Source organism: Bacillus andreraoultii, assembly GCF_001244735.1.
GTDB lineage: Bacteria > Bacillota > Bacilli > Bacillales > Caldibacillaceae > Caldifermentibacillus > Caldifermentibacillus andreraoultii.
Window position 1 is genome coordinate 1,472,223 of record NZ_LN868937.1, and the last position, 18,785, is coordinate 1,491,007.

General features: G+C 35.5%; 19 protein-coding genes. 17 read left to right on the forward strand and 2 right to left on the reverse strand.

All coding sequences use genetic code 11. From position 1 onward, the window contains the following. Positions 1-167: 167 nt before the first annotated feature. Genes BN2144_RS12180 through gndA form a run of 4 tightly spaced genes read left to right on the forward strand, consistent with a single transcriptional unit; the run spans position 168 to position 4,545 of the window. A complete protein-coding gene (locus tag BN2144_RS12180) occupies positions 168-1,292 on the forward strand; it encodes a M20/M25/M40 family metallo-hydrolase (RefSeq protein ID WP_033828469.1) in 1,125 nt (374 codons plus the stop codon). Positions 1,293-1,328: 36 nt separating this feature from the next. Then, positions 1,329-1,808, forward strand: a complete 480-nt coding sequence (locus BN2144_RS12185) for a chemotaxis protein CheW (protein ID WP_033828470.1) — start codon at positions 1,329-1,331, stop codon at positions 1,806-1,808. Positions 1,809-1,866: 58 nt separating this feature from the next. Then, entirely contained in the window at positions 1,867-3,120 is a 1,254-nt protein-coding gene (locus tag BN2144_RS12190) for a DNA polymerase IV (RefSeq protein WP_033828471.1), read from the forward strand. Between the two features lie 15 nt (positions 3,121-3,135). After that, positions 3,136-4,545 (forward strand): NADP-dependent phosphogluconate dehydrogenase, encoded by a 1,410-nt coding sequence (gene gndA / locus BN2144_RS12195; protein ID WP_033828472.1) that lies wholly within the window; start codon positions 3,136-3,138, stop codon positions 4,543-4,545. A 137-nt stretch (positions 4,546-4,682) separates the two neighbouring features. Here gndA and zwf read toward each other — a convergent pair whose 3' ends face one another. After that, positions 4,683-6,167, reverse strand: coding sequence for a glucose-6-phosphate dehydrogenase (zwf, locus tag BN2144_RS12200; RefSeq protein WP_033828473.1), 1,485 nt, complete (start codon positions 6,165-6,167; stop codon positions 4,683-4,685). Between the two features lie 216 nt (positions 6,168-6,383). On the opposite strand from zwf, the gene rnz reads away from it, so the two are divergent. Together rnz and BN2144_RS12210 are read left to right on the forward strand one after the other, a co-directional pair. Further along, positions 6,384-7,319, forward strand: a complete 936-nt coding sequence (gene rnz / locus BN2144_RS12205) for a ribonuclease Z (RefSeq protein WP_033828474.1) — start codon at positions 6,384-6,386, stop codon at positions 7,317-7,319. 130 nt (positions 7,320-7,449) lie between these two features. After that, positions 7,450-8,238: an SDR family NAD(P)-dependent oxidoreductase gene (locus tag BN2144_RS12210; protein ID WP_033828475.1), complete on the forward strand. Its 789-nt coding sequence runs from the start codon at positions 7,450-7,452 to the stop codon at positions 8,236-8,238. 43 nt (positions 8,239-8,281) lie between these two features. Here BN2144_RS12210 and BN2144_RS12215 read toward each other — a convergent pair whose 3' ends face one another. After that, complete coding sequence (locus BN2144_RS12215) at positions 8,282-9,067, reverse strand: histidinol-phosphatase HisJ family protein (protein ID WP_033828476.1); 786 nt, start codon at positions 9,065-9,067, stop codon at positions 8,282-8,284. Between the two features lie 122 nt (positions 9,068-9,189). Here BN2144_RS12215 and hisZ point away from each other — a divergent pair, with 122 nt between their 5' ends. The 11 genes from hisZ (at position 9,190) to BN2144_RS12270 (ending at position 18,763) form a co-directional block, all read left to right on the forward strand. Continuing rightward, complete coding sequence (gene hisZ / locus BN2144_RS12220) at positions 9,190-10,191, forward strand: ATP phosphoribosyltransferase regulatory subunit (protein WP_050632302.1); 1,002 nt, start codon at positions 9,190-9,192, stop codon at positions 10,189-10,191. A 3-nt stretch (positions 10,192-10,194) separates the two neighbouring features. After that, positions 10,195-10,839 carry an ATP phosphoribosyltransferase gene (gene hisG / locus BN2144_RS12225; RefSeq protein ID WP_033828635.1) on the forward strand — a complete coding sequence of 215 codons (645 nt, stop codon included), beginning with the start codon at positions 10,195-10,197 and terminating at the stop codon, positions 10,837-10,839. Beyond that, entirely contained in the window at positions 10,836-12,122 is a 1,287-nt protein-coding gene (gene hisD / locus BN2144_RS12230) for a histidinol dehydrogenase (RefSeq protein ID WP_033828477.1), read from the forward strand. Before hisG ends, hisD begins: the two co-directional genes overlap by 4 nt. Before the next feature lie 10 nt (positions 12,123-12,132). Beyond that, complete coding sequence (gene hisB, locus BN2144_RS12235) at positions 12,133-12,717, forward strand: imidazoleglycerol-phosphate dehydratase HisB (RefSeq protein ID WP_187367006.1); 585 nt, start codon at positions 12,133-12,135, stop codon at positions 12,715-12,717. A 28-nt stretch (positions 12,718-12,745) separates the two neighbouring features. Beyond that, on the forward strand, positions 12,746-13,351 hold the full coding sequence (gene hisH, locus BN2144_RS12240; protein WP_033828478.1) for an imidazole glycerol phosphate synthase subunit HisH: 606 nt from the start codon (positions 12,746-12,748) through the stop codon (positions 13,349-13,351). Beyond that, positions 13,348-14,064 carry a 1-(5-phosphoribosyl)-5-[(5-phosphoribosylamino)methylideneamino]imidazole-4-carboxamide isomerase gene (gene hisA / locus BN2144_RS12245; RefSeq protein ID WP_033828479.1) on the forward strand — a complete coding sequence of 239 codons (717 nt, stop codon included), beginning with the start codon at positions 13,348-13,350 and terminating at the stop codon, positions 14,062-14,064. The genes hisH and hisA overlap by 4 nt, the downstream gene beginning before the upstream one ends. Continuing rightward, positions 14,058-14,819 (forward strand): imidazole glycerol phosphate synthase subunit HisF, encoded by a 762-nt coding sequence (gene hisF / locus BN2144_RS12250; RefSeq protein WP_033828480.1) that lies wholly within the window; start codon positions 14,058-14,060, stop codon positions 14,817-14,819. Before hisA ends, hisF begins: the two co-directional genes overlap by 7 nt. A gap of 1 nt (position 14,820) precedes the next feature. After that, positions 14,821-15,486 (forward strand): bifunctional phosphoribosyl-AMP cyclohydrolase/phosphoribosyl-ATP diphosphatase HisIE, encoded by a 666-nt coding sequence (gene hisIE / locus BN2144_RS12255; RefSeq protein ID WP_033828481.1) that lies wholly within the window; start codon positions 14,821-14,823, stop codon positions 15,484-15,486. A gap of 19 nt (positions 15,487-15,505) precedes the next feature. Beyond that, complete coding sequence (hisC, locus tag BN2144_RS12260; protein ID WP_033828482.1) at positions 15,506-16,561, forward strand: histidinol-phosphate transaminase; 1,056 nt, start codon at positions 15,506-15,508, stop codon at positions 16,559-16,561. 200 nt (positions 16,562-16,761) lie between these two features. After that, entirely contained in the window at positions 16,762-18,285 is a 1,524-nt protein-coding gene (locus BN2144_RS12265; protein WP_033828483.1) for an aldehyde dehydrogenase family protein, read from the forward strand. A gap of 100 nt (positions 18,286-18,385) precedes the next feature. Continuing rightward, positions 18,386-18,763 (forward strand): thioredoxin family protein, encoded by a 378-nt coding sequence (locus BN2144_RS12270; protein ID WP_075047830.1) that lies wholly within the window; start codon positions 18,386-18,388, stop codon positions 18,761-18,763. Positions 18,764-18,785 lie beyond the last annotated feature (22 nt).

Genomic DNA, 18,785 nt, shown 5'->3' on the forward strand with positions numbered 1-18,785 from the left:
ATTAAATAGGTGACGTTACGAAAGAAGCAAGTTTCTAAGAGTACGTCACTTTTTTACATAAATAAAGACTTGTATTCCAAGTTTTTTTAATGAGTCGGAAAGAAAGAATTGAACGATTTGGTAAAAAAGGGGTATACTTTACATGTATGTGAATTGGAGGGATTTATATGATTAATGAAAATAGATTAATAAACGAATTTCTTGAATTAGTCCAAATTGATTCAGAAAGTGGACATGAAGGAGAAATTGCGAAAGTTTTAAAACAAAAGTTTGAAAGCCTTGGATTAGAAGTTGTTGAAGATAATACAACAGCCGAAACAGGACATGGTGCAGGAAATTTAATCTGTACGTTAAAAGGTACAAACAAAGAAGCTGATCCAATTTATTTTACTTCACATATGGATACTGTTGTACCAGGAAAAGGGGTCAAACCGACGATTGAAAATGGCTATATCGTCACAGATGGTACAACAATTCTTGGTGCAGATGATAAAGCAGGTCTTGCTGTCATGTTTGAAACAATTCGGGTATTACAAGAAAATAAGCTTGAACATGGAGATATTCAATTTATTATTACAGTAGGAGAAGAATCAGGTTTAGTCGGCGCAAAAGCTTTAGATCCTTCTCAAATTTTTGCTAAGTATGGATATGCTCTTGATAGTGATGGAGAAGTAGGTACAATTGTTATTAGCGCTCCTACTCAAGCGAAAGTGAATGCTACAATTACAGGGAAGAGTGCTCATGCTGGTGTTGCACCGGAAAAAGGAGTCTCTGCTATTACTGTTGCAGCTAAAGCAATATCAAAGATGCCTCTAGGTCGTATTGATGAGGAAACAACCGCTAATATTGGACGATTCGAGGGAGGACAAGCAACAAACATTGTATGTGAAAAAGCATATATATTTGCTGAAGCTCGCTCTTTAACAAATGAGAAATTAAATGAACAAATTGATAAAATGAAGCATGCTTTTTCAGAGGCTGCTAGTGAAATGGGCGCACATGCTGATGTTGATGTAAAAGTAATGTACCCTTCTTTTAAATTTGGTCCCGATGATTTAGTTGTAAAAATTGCATCTGAAGCAGCAGAAAAAATTGGTCGTAAAAGTAATTTAATTAAAAGTGGTGGCGGTAGTGATGCCAACGTGATTGCTGGAATGGGTATTCCTACAGTCGTACTTGGTGTTGGTTATGAAGAGATTCATACAACAAATGAACGAATGCCTGTAAAAGAACTGTATAAGTTAGCAGAGATGGCAGTTGCTATTGTTGAGATAGTTAATAAAGGCATATAGCCTAATGAATCGGTCTGATAAAGGCGGTGAAAATATATGGAAACAATGAAGATTGTTATTTTTAAGGAAAAAAATGAAGAATATGCCATTAATGTTGATCATGTTCTTTCTATTGAAAAATTGGAACATATTACGCCTGTTCCAAAACTTCCTGACTATATAAAAGGGTTAGTAAAGGTACGTGGCAATCTTGTCCCCGTTGTTGACTTACATAATGTTTTATATGGTACGGATGAAGAAATTCAAGAAATAACGAGGTTAATCGTGCTTAAGACAGATGAGATGGAACTTGCTTTATTAGTAGGGGAAGCAAAGGAATTATTGGAGATCGAACGTTCCTCGATTAAGCAAGTCGGGTTAATTGCCTATGAGAAAACATCGTACTTCACAGGTGTCATTAATTTAGAAAATCGTCTAATTACAATCATCGATCCTTTACAATTCATTTACAGTCTTGACGGGATTAAGGAAATACAAGCTTTTATGAAAGAGCGTGAAGAAACAGCCAATCATTAATATTTGTGTTTTCTAAGAGAGGTCCCTACTTCTATTAGAAGGTAAAGGTGATTTTAATATGAGCGAAACAAATATAAAAAAAGGCAGAGTTATTTTTCATGTAGACATGAATAGTTTCTATGCGTCTGTTGAAATGGCTTATAACCCATCACTAAAAGGTAAGCCCCTTGCTATAGCAGGAAACCCAGAAGAACGACGGGGAATTATTGTCACGTGTAGTTATGAAGCACGTAAGTTTGGTGTGAAGACAACAATGCCTCTTTGGCAAGCCAAAAAACTCTGTCCACAGCTCATCGTTAAAACTCCTAATCATGAATTATATCGGAAAATTTCAACAAAAATGTTTCAAATTTTACGAGAATATACAAATATGGTTGAACCGGTGTCGATTGATGAAGGATATTTAGATATAACAGATTTTATTACTGTGCATCCATTAAAGATTGCTCAAAATATCCAGGGTCGCCTCTTAGACGAGCTTGACATACCATGTAGTATAGGAATAGCGCCGAATAAATTTTTAGCAAAAATGGCATCTGACATGAAAAAGCCACTAGGAATTACTGTGCTCCGTAAAAGAGATGTTGAAAAGATACTATGGCCAATGCCTGTCCATGAAATGCATGGAGTGGGAATGAAAACAGCGGAAAAGCTACATAAGTTAGGGATTGAAAAAATCGGTGATCTAGCGGTTGCAAATGAAATACAGCTGAAGAATTTACTAGGTATTAATGGTATTCGCCTTAAAGAGCGAGCAAATGGAAATGACTTCCGACCTGTTGACCCAGAAAGTATTTATGATTACAAAAGTATTGGAAATTCTACGACATTACCACGTGATGTTAATAAACAAAAAGACTTGTTCAATGTTTTACAAAAATTAGCAAGAACTGTATCTGCTCGTTTAAAAAATAAGGAAGTATACACAACGAGTCTTGCCATAACGATTCGGTATAAGGATCGATCTACGTTGACTAGAAGCAAAAAATTAGGAAATCCTATACAAGATGAAAAGGACATTTTTGAACAAGCAAAAATTCTCTTCTTAAAAAATTGGAATGGTACACCTGTACGTTTGCTAGGTGTAACAGGAAATGATCTTGTTGAAGAAGGACATGCCTTTAAACAACTTGATTTATTTTCATTTGAACAAGATGCAAAAGAAGAACCACTGCTTGAAGCGATTGATTATTTGCGTGAAAAGTTCGGAGAGGATATTATAAAAAGAGGCTTGAAAAATATTCACAAAGAAGGTCAGACGAATACAAGCTTTAATAAAGACTTTCTTTTGGATGATTATAATAAAAAATAGGAAAGGATGGACAACATGACAAAACAACAAATCGGTGTCGTAGGACTTGCCGTAATGGGAAAAAATTTAGCATTTAATATTGAATCGAGAGGTTATACGGTTTCTGTTTATAACCGTTCAAGTGAAAAAACGGATGCAATAATGAAGGAAGCAGAAGGGAAAAATATTGTCCCTACATATAGCATTGAAGAATTTGTTAGCTCTTTAGAAACACCAAGAAAAATATTATTAATGGTTAAAGCGGGTCCTGCAACAGATGCAACCATTGACCAACTAAAGCCATATTTAGAAAAAGGCGATATTCTTATTGATGGTGGGAACACATTCTTTAAAGATACGATGCGCCGAAATAAAGAATTAAGTGATTTAGGTTTACATTTTATCGGTACAGGTGTTTCCGGTGGAGAAGAAGGAGCATTAAAAGGGCCTTCGATTATGCCAGGAGGACAAAAGGAAGCTTATGATTTAGTTGCACCTATTCTTCAAGCAATTTCTGCTAAAGTAAATGGAGATCCTTGTTGTACATATATTGGACCTGATGGTGCTGGTCACTATGTTAAAATGGTTCATAATGGAATTGAATACGGAGATATGCAATTAATTGGCGAATCTTATTTCCTATTAAAAAATGTACTAGGCCTTACGAATGATGAATTACATGAAGTGTTTGCTGAATGGAATAAAGGTGAATTAGATAGCTACTTAATTGAAATTACGAAAGATATTTTTACAAAAATTGATGAAGAAACAGGTAAACCTTTAGTTGATGTCATTTTAGATAAAGCTGGTCAAAAAGGTACTGGTAAATGGACAAGTCAAAATGCGTTAGACTTAGGTGTTCCACTTCCAATTATTACAGAGTCGGTATTTGCACGTTTTATTTCTGCAATGAAAGATGAACGTGTTGCTGCAAGTAAAATTTTATCGGGTCCTGAAGGCCAATCTTTTACAGGGAATCGTGAAGAATTTATTGAACAAGTTCGTCAAGCCCTATATTTTAGTAAAATTTGCTCATATGCACAAGGATTTGCACAAATGCGAGTTGCTTCTGAAGAATACAATTGGGATTTAAACTATGGTGAAATTTCAATGATTTGGCGTGGTGGATGCATCATTCGTGCGCAATTTTTACAAAAGATTAAAGATGCCTATGATCGTGACCCACAATTGAAAAACTTATTATTAGATCCATATTTTAAAGATATTGCAGACCGATACCAAGAGTCTTTACGTAATGTTATAGCAACAGCAGTTAAGAACGGAATTCCTGTTCCTAGCTTTTCTGGTGCGTTATCTTACTACGATAGCTATCGTATGGAAACATTACCTGCAAATTTATTACAAGCACAACGTGACTATTTCGGAGCGCATACATACGAAAGAGTTGACAAAGAAGGAATCTTCCATACAAAATGGATGGACTAAAAAAATTTTATAAAATTAAAAAGGTCGAGTACGTGATGTACTTGACCTTTTTGAGCTAATAGGAAAGGCTTCGGAACTGAAAACAGCGAACTACGGTACTCGTTTCTCCTAAAAGCGCTAGCCTTGAATTTCTTTTATTAAAAATGAACTGGCCACCAGAAAAATCCATCTCTTTCTAATAGTTCATCTGCACATTTCGGTCCCATCGAACCTGCACTATAGTTAGGAAAATCTGCTTTTTCATTTGCCCATGCTTCCGAAATTTTATCGACAAAGCGCCAAGATAAGGCAACTTCATCCCAATGGGTAAAGTTCGTAGCATCTCCACGTAAACAATCGAATAATAGTTTTTCATATGCTTCAGGTGTATTGATTCCGTCGATGTTTTTGGTGGAGAAATTTAACGTAACGGGTGTTGTTTCCATTACTTCCCCTGTTTTTTTCACGTTTAAATGAAGGGTAATTCCTTCTTCAGGTTGAACATGGATGACGAGCAAGTTTGGATTTAAAGAGGATCCATTTTTGTAATATAAGTTCATTGGTATATCTTTAAACTGAACAATAATGTTTGTCGATTTCTTTTCCATCCTTTTTCCAGTTCGAATGTAAAAAGGAACACCAGCCCATCGGAAATTATCAATAAGAAACTTTCCGGCCACAAATGTTTCTGTATTCGAGTCATGTGGTACGTTTGGTTCCTCGCGATACGCAGGGACCGAGATCCCATTAATCGTTCCCTCTCCGTATTGGCCTCTTACAAAATAGTTATGAACTTCGTGATCTTCAATTGGTCTTAGAGCACGTAATACTTTTACTTTTTCACTCCGGATTTCTTTTGTTGTTAGCCGAATTGGTGGTTCCATCGCAAGGAGTGCCACCATTTGTAGCATATGGTTTTGCACCATATCACGAATTGCACCACTTTTGTCATAATATCTCGCTCTTTCTTCAACACCAAGTGTTTCGCTTGATGTGATTTGAATATTTGATATATAGCGATTATTCCACAATGGTTCGAAAACGGCATTAGCAAAGCGAATGACTTCAATATTTTGCACCATTTCTTTTCCTAAATAGTGGTCAATCCGATAAACTTCTTCCTCCTTGAAGGAATTTCGTATACGCTTGTTTAATTTGATTGCAGACTCTAGGTTGTGCCCGAAAGGTTTTTCAATAACAAGTCTTTTAAAACCTTTCGTATCAGTTAAACCATCCTCTTTTAAATGTTCGGCTACAGTACCAAAAAACTCAGGTGACATAGCTAAATAAAAAATTCGGTTACCTTGCAGTTGGTATGTATGGTCGAGTTCGTCTACAAGTGTTTTTAGTTGTTTATAAGACTCCGATTCCGTTACATCATGGGATTGGTAATAAAAATGTGAGATAAATTCGTTTAAATGGTCTATCTCCTCCCCGTATGTTTCTACAGAATCTTTTACCCAATTGCGGAACTCCTCATCATCTTTTAAACGTCTAGCTACACCGATTACGGCAAAACGGTCTGATAGATGTCCTTTTTTGAATAAATTGTATAATGAAGGATATAGTTTCCTTTTTGCCAAGTCACCTGTTGCTCCAAATAACAAAATTAATGATGAAGGATTATTTTCTACAGTTTTCATGTTTACCCTCGCTTTTTATGTGTACTCTTTAACAATAAAATTTTACCTATAACTTAGGAAAATGGCAAATTTTGAAATCGGATTTATCACTTTTATCTTTTTTAAACGTCATTTCATGTACTTATTTTTTGTAATATGTTAATAATTATGTTGGGAGTTTTTATTTGTTTACAAAGAGTAATATGTAATCTAGTGGTTACAAATGGAGGAATTATTTTGGAAATAACATTTTTAGGTACAGGTGCTGGAATGCCCGCAAAATACAGAAATGTAACATCAATTGCTTTAAAACAGTTACAAAATGGTGCAATTTGGTTATTTGACTGTGGCGAGGCAACACAGCATCAAATTTTACATACATCAATCAAACCAAGAAAAATTGAAAAAATTTTTATCACGCATTTACATGGTGATCATATATTTGGTTTACCAGGATTACTTGGTAGTCGTTCATTTTTAAGTGGTACAGAACCACTTACCATTTATGGACCAAAAGGAATTCGTGAATTTATTGAGACAAGCCTTTCAATTAGTCAAACACATATTAAATATGATCTGAACTTTATTGAATTTGAAGACTATTTTTATTTAGACGAAAATGATTTTATTATTGAAGCGCGCTTACTTGACCATGGGATTCCTTCTTATGGTTACCGAATTGTAGAAAAAGATAAACCTGGGTCCTTATTAGTAGATGAATTAAAACAACTGGGTGTTAAGCCTGGACCTCATTTTAAACAATTAAAAGACGGGGAGACCATCGAACTAGAGGATGGCATGATAATTAATGGAAAAGATTTTCTTGGCCCAGCAAAAAAGGGAAGGATTATTTCAATTTTAGGAGATACACGGCCAACGCAAACAAGTATAGAACTCGCAAGAAATGCTGATTTACTAATTCATGAGGCAACTTTTGATAAAGATTCTGAGGTAATCGCTGAGCAATATTATCATTCAACAACATATCAAGCAGCGCAAATTGCTTTTAAGGCGAATGTTAAAAAATTGTGTATTACACATATTAGCTCACGTTTTGAAAAACACGATTGGCCACTTCTGGAAAAACAAGCACAAGATATTTTTCCAAACACCATGATTGCTGAAGACTTTAAAAAGATTGAAGTGAAATTTGAACATGAACGAGTTGAATAAGGTCTATCATTTCGCATTTCATTTCAACTACCTAATGAATCGTATTTCTGTATTATTACTAAAAAGAGCAGCTTGCATATAAAGATTACATAGCAAGGACTTCTTAAATATTGAATACTTGGAGGAACAAATGAATCAACGACTGCAGGGGAAAACCGTTCTAATTACTGGTGCTTCTGGTGGGTTAGGAGAAAGATTAGCTTACCGATGTGCAGAAAATCAGGCTAACGTCATACTCGTTGCAAGAAGTATTCATAAGCTTGAGCAAATAAAAAAAGATATAGAAGAGAAATATGGCATTCAAGTTACTACTTATCAAGTAGATATTGGCAAACAAGAAGAGATTTTACGGTTTTATGACCAAATAAAAGATGTGACAATTGATGTATTAATTAATAATGCTGGATATGGTGTTTTTAAAACATTATTAGATTCGCCAATTGACGAGGCGGAGAAAATGTTCCGGGTTAATGTTATTGGACTAATAACGATGACAAAAATCGTGTTACCTAAGATGATTGCGCAAAACTCAGGACATATTATTAATATAGCTTCACAAGCTGGAAAAATTGCAACACCAAAATCAAGTATTTACTCTGCCACGAAAAGTGCTGTTTTAAAATTTACCGACAGTTTACGAATGGAAGTGCAGCAATCAGGCATTTTTGTTACAGCAGTAAATCCAGGACCAATTGCTACAAATTTTTTTGAAGTAGCTGATGAGTCAGGAGAATACTTGAAAAATGTAGGAAGATGGGTGCTGCAACCGAATGATGTTGCAGATAAAATTGTCAAAAAACTTTTCACTTCGACACGAGAAATTAACTTACCGAGATTGATGAATGTAGGAAGTATCTTTTATACGTTATTTCCAACTATTGTAGAAAAGGTTGGTAAAAAAGCTTTCTTTAAAAAATGAGCCGGCCTTTTTACGACCGGCTTCTATGTCACTGTTGTTGCTGTTATATTTTATGAAAAATAGGTTCTCGATTTTTAAAAGTTGCTACATACGTAAAGCCAATATTTTTTAATAATTCGATCGAATGATTATAATATGCAGCCAGGCGTTCTTGTTTATGAGCATCGGAACCAATAGTTATAATTTCTCCGCCCATCTCTTTATACAATTTCAAAATATCATCACTAGGCATGACTCGACCAATTCCGTAATAAAACCCAGATGTATTAATCTCAATACCTTGTCCGTTTGGAATGATTACTTTAAAAATTTCCTCAATAATGTCTAAAAAAGATTGTACTCCGGGCTCATATTTATACCTTGTAACTAAGTCAAGATGACCAAGAATACTAAAGTCCTTAAAAGACTGAATACAAGTTAACAGTTCTGAATAATATTCCTCATACGCTTGATTCAAACTTTTCCCCTCGAAAAACTTGCCGGAATGAAGGTCAAGTCCTTTCGTCGCATGCATTGAGCATATAATAAAATCAAATTTTTCCTTGTGAACGAATTCCTTATAATCTTGTAAAACATGGGGTTGGAGACCAAGTTCTACCCCCATATGAATGTTTATCACATCTCCATATATTTTCTGCATGTTTCTTATTTCTGCTGAATAATTCGCTAGGTCAAGAGAAAAAGTCCAATTCGGATCTGGATAATCGATATCAATATGTTCCGTAAAGCAAAGTTCTTGAATCCCCTTATCAATAGCACCTTGAACCATCCGTTCCATTTCAATATCACAATCTTCACTAAATGAACTATGAACATGATAATCAAACATTTTTTCACCTACTAAAAAAATTTTTTAATAATTTAATAATACTACATGACTTTATTTTAATAAAGTGGTAAACTACTAATAAATTAAATGGATAATGTGTTAAATGAAAAGGGGACGTTTATATGCTGCAAAAACTAACCCAATTTGTACCTAAAGGGGTAAATGGTTTTAATCCAAAGGAATTTGAAGCGAAAGAACAACTACTCTCAATATTGAAGCAGTTATTTAAACAAAATAGCTTTTTGCAAGTCCAAACACCGATATTTGAATACTATGATCTTTTTACAGAAATCTCCGGCACGATTGATAAAAATCAGATGATTAAGTTTGTTGATACAGATGGAAGAATTTTAGTTTTAAGACCGGACGCCACTATTCCGATTGCGAGAATGGTAGCAGAAACCCAAAATTCAAATGTCTCACAAAAATATTCTTATGTAACAAGTATCTTTCGAATGAATAATGATGTTCAAAATATTCAATCTCGTGAATTTACGCAAGCAGGTGTCGAATTGTTCGGAAGTGATGGTGCCAAGACAGATGCTAGTCTTATTTCGCTAGCAATAACAGCTTTAAATGAAGTCGGAGTAAAAAACTTTACGATTGATATTGGCCAGGCTAATTTTTATAAGAAATTAATTGAAAAAATTAAATTGACAGAAAGTGAAATTAGAAATATTCAAAAGCTGATTGAAAATAAAAATTTCGCTGAGTTAGACCATGCTGTCCAAGCATTAGCTATACCTGACTATTACAAACATGCACTTGCTACAATTCCAACGCTCTATGGGAATCCAGAAAAAGTATTTGCTAAGGCTGAACAAATCGCTATTAATGATGAAATGAATCAAGAAATCGAACACTTACAAAACGTTTGCAAACGGTTAGGTGAACAAGGATATGAAAAACATTTAACTCTTGATTTAGGATTAATTAATCATTTGAACTACTATTCAGGTGTTGTTTTTCATGGCTATATTGCTGGATATGGCCATCCGGTTATTTTAGGCGGGCGATATGATCAACTAACGGGGCAATTTGGATTTCATACGAAGGCGATTGGTTTTGCGATTTATATTGATCAATTAATGTTAGCTTTAAAAACGCAAGAAAGGAGGAGCTGATTGTTGGAATATATTAATATTGCATTAGCAAAAGGAAGACTCGTTGACCATACGATTGAACTATTAAAAGATGTTGATATTGTCTTTCCTGACTATTATCCAACAAGTCGTAAATTAATTTTTGATGACGCTGTAAATAAAATTCGAATCGTTTTAGTAAAGGCAAGTGATGTCGCAACATATGTGGAACGGGGAGCGGCAGATTTAGGCGTTATTGGTAAAGATTCTTTGATTGAGTCGGGAGCAAGTGTTTTTGAAGTTGTAGATTTACGCTTTGGTCGTTGTCGTTTTGTTGTCGCTGGTCCGGATTATACAGATTTACAAAAGAACAAATTAATTGTCGCGACAAAATATCCAAAAGTGACGAATCAATATTTTAATGAAAAAGGAAGAACGGTTGAAACAATTTATTTAAACGGATCTGTCGAACTTGCGCCACTTGTAGGGCTTTCTGATTGTATAGTCGATATTGTCGAGACAGGAAGAACTTTAAAGGATAATGGTTTAGTTGTTTTAGAAGAAATTTTTGAAATTAGCGCACGATTAATTGTTAATAAAGCAAGTTTTAAAACAAAACATAGTCGTATTGACGAACTAATTACGAATATTCAAGTAACTGTAAATCAAAAAGGAGCGATTCATCAATGATTAGAATAACGAGAATCAAGAATATTGACAAGAAAATGATTGACGCTCAACTTAAACGTGAAGAAGCCTCTTTTGAAGTGGTAGACCAAACGGTAAAAGAAATTATTGAAAATGTGAAACAAAAGGGTGATGACGCACTTATTCATTATACGGAACAATTTGACGGAGTTCATCTTCAATCATTAAAAGTGACGGAACAAGAAGTAAGGGAGGCATTAACTAAGATTGATGCTCGTTTTCTAGAAATTTTAAAACAGGCAAAAGATAATATTAGAGAATTTCATCAACACCAATTCGAAAAGTCTTGGTTTATTAATAAAGATAATGGGATTATTCTTGGACAAAAAGTCACTCCACTAGAAAGAGTAGGTGTCTATGTTCCTGGCGGAAAAGCTGCCTATCCATCAACAGTATTAATGGATGTTATTCCAGCTGTTATTGCGGGGGTAAACGAAATCGTCATGGTGTCACCTCCAAATAAAGAAGGGAAAGTAAATCCGGCAGTATTAGCAGCTGCATCGGTAGCAGGAGTTACTGAAATTTATAAAGTCAGCGGTGCCCAGTCAATTGCTGCTCTTAGTTTTGGAACGGAGTCTATTCGACCTGTTGATAAAATTGTTGGTCCTGGAAATATATATGTTGCCAGAGCAAAAAAATATGTGTTCGGGAAAGTGGATATTGATATGATTGCCGGTCCAAGTGAAATTTGCATAATTGCAGATGGTAAACAAAATCCAACATTTATTGCCGCAGATTTACTTTCTCAAGCAGAACATGACGAAATGGCAGCATCTGTCCTTGTTACCGAGAGCGAGCAACTTGCGCAAGATGTTCAACGGGAAGTAGAAAAACAGTTAGGAAGCTTAGATAGAAACGAAATCGCAAAGCAATCCATTAAAACATTTGGAAATATATTTGTTGTAGATACGATAGATGAAGCTTTTACAGTTGCAAACGAGATTGCACCAGAACATTTGGAATTGTTGCTTGATCATCCGCTTGATTACTTGCCGAAAGTAGTCAATGCTGGGGCAATCTTTTTAGGTGCTTATTCACCGGAACCGTTGGGAGATTACTTTGCTGGTCCAAACCATACATTACCGACAAGTGGTACGGCTAAATTTTCTTCCCCTCTCGGAACTTATGACTTTTTAAAACGATCCAGTGTAATTTATTATCGTAAAAATAATTTAGCCGACGTAAAAGATCAAATTATTCAATTTGCCAATGAAGAAGGGTTAACGGCTCATGCTAATTCCATACGTATACGATTCGATAAATGAGGTGAAAATGGTGCGTAAAGCAGAGACTGTACGAAAAACAGCAGAAACAAATATTGAATTACAAATAAACTTAGATGGTGAAGGGAAGTGTGATATACAAACAGGGATTGGCTTTTTTAATCATATGTTACTACTTATGACGAAACATGGATTTATCGACTTAAAGGTCATTTGTGACGGCGATATCGATGTAGATTTCCATCATTCAGTAGAAGATGTTGGCATTGTTCTCGGTAAGGCTTTTATAAAAGCGTTAGGAGATAAAGCTGGCATCCGCCGTTATGCTAGTGTTTTTACTCCAATGGATGAGTCACTAAGTCAAGTTTCTATAGATATCTCTGGCCGACCGTATTTATATTTTGATGTAGATATTCCAACAGAGAAAGTAGGTCAATTTGACACAGAATTAGTTGAGGAATTTTTTAGAGCCTTCGTTAATCATTCAGGAGTCACTCTTCATATTCAGCTTCTGCACGGGAAAAACAGTCATCATATTATTGAATCCATTTTTAAAGGATTTGGTCGAGCTTTAGACGAAGCAACATCGATTGATGAGCGAATAAAGGGTGTTCGATCAACAAAGGGTTCTTTATAATTTTTTGTTTGAGAAGGGAGTATTTATCTTGATTGCGATCATTGATTATGGTGCCGGAAATTTAAAGAGTGTTAACCATGCATTGAAAAGTCTTAGTCTTGAATCTGAAATTACGAGTAATCCGGATCACCTGTTTGATGCGAATGCTTTCATTTTACCGGGGGTTGGTGCCTTTCGTGATGCAATGGATGAGCTTACAAGATTAAATTTAGTAGATGCAATAAAGGAAAATGCTCAATTAGGTAAGCCAATCTTAGGAATTTGTTTAGGCATGCAATTATTTTTTGAAAAAAGTTATGAGCATGGTGAATGGAAGGGACTTCATTTACTTGAGGGGGAGGTAGTCCGCTTTAACCATGATTTAAAAGTCCCACATATTGGTTGGAATCAATTAGAAAAAGCAACTACTTGTCGGATTACAGACAAGTTAGCTGAAAACGAGTATGCCTATTTTGTTCATTCCTATTATGTTTTACCTAAAAAGAAGGAGGATGTCATTTGTTGGACTAACTATGGTGTCAAATTTCCAGCAATCGTTCAAAAAGATAATATAATCGGTATGCAATTTCACCCTGAAAAAAGTGGTGAGACTGGTGTTAAGTTATTACAGGCATTTGGGGAGATGATAAAATGATTCTTTTTCCTGCAATTGATATACGTGATGGAAAATGTGTTCGACTTATTCAAGGAGACTATGGTCGACAACAAATGTACGGTGACCCAGTTGAAATGGCAAAAAAATGGGAAGATGCCGGGGCGAAATTTTTACATATTGTCGATTTAGATGGGGCATTAGTTGGCGAGTCGAAAAATTTAACTGCTATTCAAGCAATCTTGCAATCTGTTACTATTCCTGTCCAATTAGGCGGGGGCATACGTTCAATTGAGAAAGTAGAAAAAATTCTTAAATTAGGCGTCAACCGAGTTATTTTAGGTAGTGCGGCATTACGTGATAAACAATTTTTAGACGTGGCGCTAAATCAGTTTGGGGCGGCCATTGTTGTGTCCATTGATGCGAAAAATGGGTTTGTTGCAACCGATGGCTGGACGAAAACAACGGATGTAGAAGCAGGAACTTTTACAAAAAGATTAGAGGAAAAAGGATGTAAAACAATTGTCTACACTGACATCGCTAAAGACGGTATGCTTTCCGGACCGAACTTTTCTGAACTTGAGAGAATAAACCGTGAAACAACGATGGATGTTATTGCTTCTGGTGGTGTGACAACATTAGAAGATTTGCGAAGATTACGAGCGTTAAATATGTATGGTGCAATTATTGGTAAAGCATTATACACCGGAAAAATGAATCTTGAAAATGCGTTAAAGGAAGTGAATCCATGTTAGCGAAGAGAATTATTCCATGTCTCGATGTTCGTGGTGGTCGAGTAGTCAAAGGAGCTAAATTCCAAAATATTGTTGATGTAGACGATCCTGTTGTTCTTGCTCAAAAGTATGGTGAGTTAGGCGCAGATGAATTAGTATTTTATGATATAACAGCTTCAAATGAAGATCGTAATATCTTTATTGATGTTGTTGAAAAAACAGCGGAACAAGTACACATCCCTTTTACTGTGGGTGGAGGAATTCGAACGATTGAAGATTTTCGAAAGGTTTTGCAAGCAGGGGCAGATAAAGTATCTGTTAATAGTGCCGCGGTAAAAAATCCGAATTTAATTCGTGAAGCTAAAGAAAAGTTTGGTAGTCAATGTGTTGTTCTTTCCATTGATGCAAAAAAGCATGACAACGGAAAATGGACAGTCTTTATTAACGGCGGTCGTGTGGACACGGAAATGGACGTGATTGAATGGGCGCAAGAAGGAGAACGATTAGGTGCAGGGGAACTTGTGTTAAATGCAATTGATACGGATGGTGTAAAAACAGGATATAGTTTAGATATAACGAAGGAAATTGCGAATCAAGTGAAAATTCCAGTTGTTGCTTCAGGTGGGGCTGGTATAAAAGAACATTTCCTTGATGTATTTAAAAATGCATATGCTGATGCTGCTTTGGCTGCCTCTGTATTTCATTTTGGGGAAATTGATATTAAAGAGTTGAAAAAATATTTAAAAGAAAATGGTGTAGAGGTTAGGGGCGTATAAAATGAACGTTGATTTAAACCAAATTAAATTTGATGAAAAAGGACTTGTTCCTACAATTGTTCAAGATTGCTACACTGGAAAAGTTCTTATGCTTGCTTATATGAATAAAGAGTCATTATTAAAAACAGTAGAGTCAGGAACAACTTGGTTTTACAGTCGTAGTCGAATGGAACTTTGGAATAAAGGAGCAACTTCCGGACATTATCAATATGTGAAGCGAATGACGTATGACTGTGATGGTGATTCGATTCTCGTTGAAGTGGAACAAGTTGATGTCGCTTGTCATACGGGTGAGGAAAGTTGTTTTCACAATACATTTTTTACGGATGAATCTTTTATCAATTATCATCGTGAAATTGTAAATGAATTGTATACTTTTTTACAGAATCGAAAAACGAATCCTGTGGAAGGTTCATACACAAACTACTTATTTGAAAAAGGACTAGACAAAATCTTGAAGAAAATTGGGGAAGAGACCACTGAAGTAATTATTGAGGCGAAAAATCTAGATAAAACAGAATTAGTTGCTGAACTATCCGACTTGATTTACCATTCCTTACTTTTAATGATAGAAAAGGATATTCAAATAGTAGATTTGAAGAAAGAGTTAATGAAACGAATGGAAACAAAACAACAAAAAGGTAAAGACAAAGTTTTACCAATGTGAGGGAGGGAAACCTGTAGTAATGAGCAAATTTTGGAGTGAAACAGCCCGTGGTACAGAACCATATGTGCCGGGTGAACAACCGAAAATGAATCATATTATAAAATTAAATACAAATGAAAACCCGTATCCCCCTTCACCGAAAGTGTTAGAAACATTACAAATGGCAGCAAACGCAAACTTAAGGCTTTACCCTGACCCAATGGCTGAAGAGTTAACTGAAGTAATTGCAAACTACTACCATGTACCGAAAAATTATGTGTTTGTCGGGAATGGTTCGGATGAAGTACTTGCATTTTCGTTCTTAGCCTTTTTCAATCGAAACGAAAAGATTTTCTTTCCTGATATTACGTATAGTTTTTACCCAGTTTATGCAAATCTTTATAACCTTTCTTATGAAGAAATTGAGTTAAATGAAGATTTTACAATTCCTATAGAGAAACTTTTTCAAGCAGAAGGTGGCGTTATCTTTCCAAATCCGAATGCACCGACGAGTCTAGGATTAACCTTTAATCATGTTGAGAGAATCGTACAAAATAATCCGAATAAAGTTGTGATTGTTGACGAAGCATACGTTGACTTTGGTAGCGATTCAGTTGTACCTCTTGTTCATCGTTATGATAATTTACTCGTTATCCAGACATTATCCAAGTCTCGTTCTCTCGCTGGACTTCGGGTTGGTTTTGCAATCGGAAACGAGCAATTAATTGAAGGCTTGAACCGTATTAAAAATTCATTTAACTCCTATACCCTTGATCGATTAGCGTTAGTTGGTGCCAAAGCAGCTCTTGAAGATACGGACTACTTTAATGAAACAAGATGTAAAATAATTGAAACCCGCGAAGAAGTTTGTAATGAATTAAAAGATTTACATTTTAAAGTGCTCGATTCAAAAACTAACTTTCTCTTTGTGAAACATGAGCAAGCTAGTGCTAAAAGAATTTTTGAGAAGTTGAAGGAAAATGGTATTTATGTGCGCTATTTTAATAAGCCACGTATTGACCAATACTTACGGGTTACAATCGGTCTAAATGAAGAAATGGAAGTTCTATTGGAAAACTTAAGGGAAATATTGTAATGGTGTAAAGGCGTTCAGAAAGTAGGTGTCTCGACTTTTGAATGCCTTATTTTATGTCCTTGCTCTTGAACGTTACTTCGGTGTTTTAGCGAATATTTGTCATTTTTCATTCATTTTTTATTTAAAATATACTAGGAATGACAATCATTATTATCATTTGTTAAGATAATCATACAGGGAAGAGGAAAGGATTGTGAGATATGGCTATACTTGAAGGGATTAATCCGGCTACGGGAGAGAAGCTAGATTCAGTTGAAGAAATAGAAATTCAAGCGATTCCACTTTTAATGGAAAAGGGGCAGCAAGCATTTAAGAGTTGGAGTCGACTTACAACGAAAGAGCGCCTTCACTATTTAAGGAACTTGAAGGAATTAATGGTTCGTGATATAGAAAAATTAGCACAAGTGATTGCGGATGATACTGGGAAGCCTCCTACAGAAAGTTTAGTTGCAGATATTATGCCAACATTGGATGCAATGGTACATATTATTAGCCACGCCGAAAAAACACTTCAACCAAAGAAAGTAAAAACCCCATTATTATTAATTGGAAAGAAATCTTATGTTGAGTATATGCCAAGAGGACTCGTTCTTGTTATTTCTCCGTGGAATTATCCCCTTCAACTTGCTTTAGTACCTGTCGTAAGTGCCTTAGTTTCAGGTAATACTGTTATTTTAAAACCGTCTGAAGTAACCCCACTTGTAGGCAAAAGTATTGAGGAATTGTTTAAACATGCGGGATTTCCTAATGATGTTGTTCAAGTTGCTCATGGTGGAAAAGAGGTTGGTGCCCATTTAACAGAGGCTAAACCGGATTACATCTTTTTTACTGGTTCTGTTCGGACAGGGAAAATAATTCAAAAAGTTGCTGCTGAACATTTAATACCAACAACGCTTGAACTTGGAGGGAAAGATCCTTTTATCGTTTTTGCTGATGCGAATTTGAAACGCGCGGCTAAAGGGGCTGTATGGGCAGCATTTACAAACTCAGGGCAAGTATGTATGAGTGCGGAACGAGTCTTTGTTGAACGAAAAATATATAATCAGTTTACCGAGTTATTAAAAGAAGAAACTGAAAAGCTCGTTCAAGGGAATGACAACACCGCTGACATTGGTTCGATGACGTACAAAGTTCAAGTGGATATTGTTAAGCGGCAAGTAAAGGATGCGCTTGACCGAGGGGCTACGTTAACATGTGGGATTCATCCAGACAAGTGGTCTCATCCTATGTTTATTAAACCAACGATTTTAACAGATATTCCAAAAGATGCTGAAATTGTACAGGAAGAAACATTCGGCCCCATACTTCCGTTAATTCCTTTTGACAATGAAGAGGAAGTGATCGTGTTTGCTAATGACACGGAATATGGTTTGAATGCTAGTGTTTGGACAAGTGATAAAATGAAAGCACGAAGAGTGGCAAGTCAACTAATTTCAGGGGCAGTTGTTATTAATGATGCAATTGTTTCTGTAGCTAACCATCACTTACCATTTGGTGGGACAAAACATAGTGGAATTGGTCGTTACCATGGTGAAGAAGGTTTAAAGATTTTTTGCCATGAGAAAGCAATCGTTGTGGACTCAGGAAAACGTAATAAAGAAATTCAATGGTACCCATACGAAGGGAAATATGAAGATTTTTTACAATTATTTAAGAGCTATTTTGGTAAAAAGAAAGATTGGCTTCATTTTATGAAACGATATTTACGTTTATTAAAAAAATAGGTTCAACGATTTTTTAAGGAAGCTCATCAAGCAAACTTGAAAAAAGATGGGTGCAGACGTGTCTTGAAGCATTCCATTTTGATTAAGGATGGTGTACACGATGGAACATATTCATGTTATGGAAGAGCTTGACTCTTTTATTCACAATCATACTGCTGTATTTATATATATTTCTCAACCGGATTGTAGTGTTTGCCATGCACTTCTTCCAGAAGTAGAACATATGTTGATTCGTTATCCGAATATTAAAGCCGCTCATATTGATGCTAGTGAAATTCCTCAAGTTGCCGAAAAATTTATGGCGTTTACAGCACCTGTTCTGTTACTGTTTTTGGAGGGGAAAGAGGTACTAAGAAGAGCGAGAATTGTAAGTATGGATGAGTTGGAAATAGGAAAGTATAAATTTTCAAATTTCTATTTTCCTATACGTATATGTGCACGCGCACAAGGAAGGCTTCGAGCATTGCATCAAAGCTGAAAAACTCTCTTTCTCATCAAGC